Below are 3,647 nucleotides of genomic sequence, written 5' to 3'. Positions count from 1 at the left end.
AAGAGCTAAGCTACATTTTGTGAATGATAACTAGGAGGAGCCGTGTGCGTGAGTAGCGCAAGCACGGTTCTGTGAGGGGGGAGAATACAATCTACCGAGAGGTAGAGAGGTTCTCTTCTACTCGACTTGATGAATAAGAATTGGCACTAGAAGGTCTTCATTTTAGGAGATCTTTTTCATTTTTTTCGCTATTTTCAGTATATACAAGTTTCCATTTGGAATATTATGTTAAAATTAGACTGCCAGAACTAATACGGAAGAGCAGGTTAAGTTTTTAAAATAGAAATTTAAAGAGACCTTTCCATTAGGGGTTAATATTATACTTAAAATTTTGAAATTCTATGGATTTATTATGTTTTTCCTTTTTGGACTATTAATGTTAATAGGTTTGAACATTATGAGTGCAGAGGGACTGATACTCATATTATATATCCAAGTTGGGATTATTCAAATTAGAAAAATGCAAGGTTCCTGGCAGTCGCATTGTTAAGTGAACGAAGAAACAAATTGATAAAACTACATTCTGAAGAGTCACTAAGGGCAGCGTAAAAGCTGTCATTATTTATGTTAACTAATGTTAGCAGATTGATTGAATAAAAACTAAAACGAAAAAAATTACCAATAAATATGGAAACTCTTGACAAAGTATTGGAAGTGTTTTATATTTATGTCAGTGAGTACTAACAGTCATTGTTAGAATGGAGTTATTTAAAATGAACGGAAAACAAAAAATGGATACTTCAGACAAGATCATGATGGCAGCAATTGATCTCATGGCAGAGAAGGGATATAACGGGGTAACAACTCAAGAGATTGCCGAGAAGGCTGGCTATTCCGAGAAAACATTATTCCGGCATTTCAAAAGCAAACAGAATTTGCTCGAATCTGCCTTCAATCGTTATCATTATGCCGAAGAAATGAAGATTTTGTTCCAGAGCAAGATTCAATATGATCTTCAATCAGATTTGTTAATGATTTCAAGGAATTACCAAAATATCATGTACTGTAATCGGAAATTAATCCTGATTTCATCCAAGGACGGCGGCAACCTCCCCAGTTTTCACGAACGGACCCACAAACACCCACAGCAACTGAAGGAGTTATTGACTGAATACTTTAAACAAATGATGCATAAAGGAAAAATTATACAAACAGATCCCGAAATAAATGCGCTGGCATTTATTTACATGAATTTTGGAGCGGCCATGGGTAGGATAAACGCAGATCCTATGCTTCAGAACATTCCGTTCGAGAAGTTTATTGAAGAGGAAGTTCAGTTGTTTACTAGGGCATTATTGCCCTAAAATTTTTAAATCAAAATGACAGTAAGTACTGACGGTCTTAATTGGAAAGGATGATTTGCATGGAATCGGAGGTACAGAAACAGGTTGGCGATAAGCTGATGTACATCGTCATGTCTACCTTAGCCTTGTCGGCGATGAGTGTATTGATGTTTAACCTTGTTCTTCCGCAAATTCGTGAACAGTTCTCCATTACAAATGCACAAGTTAGCTGGGTGACTTCAGCATATACGCTTATTTATGGGATAGGAACAGTTATTTATGGAAAACTGGCAGATCGTTTTAAACTTAAGAATCTGATTACTTTTGGATTGTTGTTATTCGCATTCGGATCGGTGATTGGCTTGGCCGCTCAGGCCTACTGGATGGTTCTTGCGGGGAGATGCATTCAGGCGATAGGGGCTGCAAGCATTCCTGCAAGTGCCATGTTGATCCCGCTTCGCTATTTTTCCCCTGAACGCCGAGGTACGGCAATGGGGACTGCATTTATGGGGCTAGCAATAGGTAGCGCGCTAGGTCCTGTATTATCTGCATTTACACTAAGCTTCATGAACTGGAGATGGTTGTTCTGTTTCCCCTTTTTTCTCTTACTGACGCTCCCTTTTTATCGGCGTTACCTGGGGAACGATAGGGAAACTTCAGTTAAGATGGATTGGATTGGAGGTGGTCTGCTTGGAGCCACGGTGACCTTACTGTTGCTCAGCATAACAAATGGAACCGGCTGGTTTGCCATAGGAGGAATTATCACCTTGCTGTTGTTCATAGCCAGAATTCGTTTCTTCTCAGCTCCATTCGTTACGCCAGATCTTTTTCGAAACAGAAGCTATACGCTGGGCGTTGTGATTACTTTTCTGATTAGCGGGATCGGCTTCTCGATTCATTTCCTTAGTCCCCTATTGTTAACACAGGTTAATCAGTTATCTGCGGGATGGATCGGGTTCTCGCTTGTCCCTGGTGCTGTTGCATCTGCCTTCTTAGGAAGGAAAGGGGGAAGAATCGCTGATACGAAAGGGAATTCCTATCTATTTTTCATTGCATCAGGTTTATTAATTAGCTGTTTTGCATTGCTGTCGACCTTTATTGGCATTTCAGCGACATTTATCTCACTTATTTTGATTTTGGGAAATGTAGGATTAACCTTCGTCATGATCTCGATGTCGAATGCGATAGCCATGACGTTACCCAATGAGCAAAGCGGAGTGGGAATGGGGCTGCTCAGTATGATGAATTTCATAGGCGGTGCAATGGCTACCGGTGTTTACGGTAAATTAGTTGATATAGGCCCAGTTCACCAGTGGAATCCATTTAATTTATATGGAACAGGAGCAATCTATAGCAATATCTTCCTTGTTCTGACTATTGTTCTTGTATTAATTGTATGGATATATCAATTCTATTTCAGGAGGAATCCATGATGATCAAAATTGGAATAATCGTCGGAAGTACTCGTCCGGGACGCAAAGGAGAAGCTATCGCTAAATGGGTGTATGAGATAGCGAAGAAGCGTGATGATGCTAAGTTTGAAATTGTAGATATCGCAACCTTTAACCTGCCATTACTGGATGAACCCATGCCACCCATGTTTGAAGAATATACAAAACCTCATACACTTAAATGGTCAAAGAAGATAAATGAATTCGACGGCTTTATCTTTGTTGTTCCCGAATATAACCATTCGATTTCAGGTGCCTTAAAGAATGCGATCGATTTCTTATATCAGGAATGGAATAATAAAGCAGCTGGAATCGTAGGATACGGAGCAGCAGGCGGGGCAAGTGCAGCGGAAAGTCTTAGAATGATTCTAGCGGAGCTTCAAATCGCAGATGTAAGAAATCAAGTTCGGATTTCACTCCATACCGATTTTATTAATTTCGAGACATTCAAACCCGCCCCTCATCAAGAAAATTCAGTTAAAGGCATGCTTAATCAAGTGGTGACGTGGAGCAATGCTTTGAAAACAGTAAGAAATTAAGTAATATGAAATACAAAAAAGTATTTTCGTTATTGTTGGTCCTATAACAAATTTGTACCAAGGACTTTACAACATACGAGTAGCGTTAATCTTAAATGCACCCCAAATGTTAGATTTCGTGTCTAACATTTGGGGTGCAGTTCAAGAAGGATTAGCGCTATTTTTGTTGAAGCTATTGAGCTACCATGAAAATTAACTTCTACAACCTCACAAAAAAGGCAATACTAAAATAGACGCAGCTCTTTTATTTTTTTAAAAGATGCGCCTAAATAAGATGTCCTGGATTCGGATTCATAATTAAGAGACTTCTGTTATTGTCACACTATATCCTAAGTTCTCTAGTCTTCGAACAGAATGGCGTACAATAGACACTT

General features: G+C 39.1%; 3 protein-coding genes. All 3 read left to right on the top strand.

What is annotated here, in order from left to right; all coding sequences use genetic code 11:
• The first annotated feature begins 713 nt into the window (after window positions 1-713).
• The 3 genes from MLE14_RS21995 to MLE14_RS21985 are packed head-to-tail and all read left to right on the top strand — an operon-like array spanning window position 714 to window position 3,273.
• Window positions 714-1,304 carry a TetR/AcrR family transcriptional regulator gene (locus MLE14_RS21995; protein WP_243300506.1) on the top strand — a complete coding sequence of 197 codons (591 nt, stop codon included), beginning with the start codon at window positions 714-716 and terminating at the stop codon, window positions 1,302-1,304.
• Window positions 1,305-1,363: 59 nt separating this feature from the next.
• Entirely contained in the window at window positions 1,364-2,716 is a 1,353-nt protein-coding gene (locus MLE14_RS21990) for an MFS transporter (protein ID WP_243300505.1), read from the top strand.
• Entirely contained in the window at window positions 2,716-3,273 is a 558-nt protein-coding gene (locus MLE14_RS21985; RefSeq protein ID WP_243300504.1) for an NADPH-dependent FMN reductase, read from the top strand. Before MLE14_RS21990 ends, MLE14_RS21985 begins: the two co-directional genes overlap by 1 nt.
• Window positions 3,274-3,647 lie beyond the last annotated feature (374 nt).

This window comes from Bacillus litorisediminis, assembly GCF_022808645.1.
GTDB lineage: Bacteria > Bacillota > Bacilli > Bacillales > JC228 > Bacillus_BF > Bacillus_BF litorisediminis.
Note: the sequence above shows the minus strand (reverse complement) of the source record. Positions and strands in the feature narration are given on the sequence as shown.

Coding starts and splice junctions, on each gene's coding strand:
- MLE14_RS21985 (WP_243300504.1), top strand. CDS start 2,716: ATGATCAAAATTGGAATAATCGTCGGAAGTACTCGTCCGGGACGCAAA.
- MLE14_RS21990 (WP_243300505.1), top strand. CDS start 1,364: ATGGAATCGGAGGTACAGAAACAGGTTGGCGATAAGCTGATGTACATC.
- MLE14_RS21995 (WP_243300506.1), top strand. CDS start 714: ATGAACGGAAAACAAAAAATGGATACTTCAGACAAGATCATGATGGCA.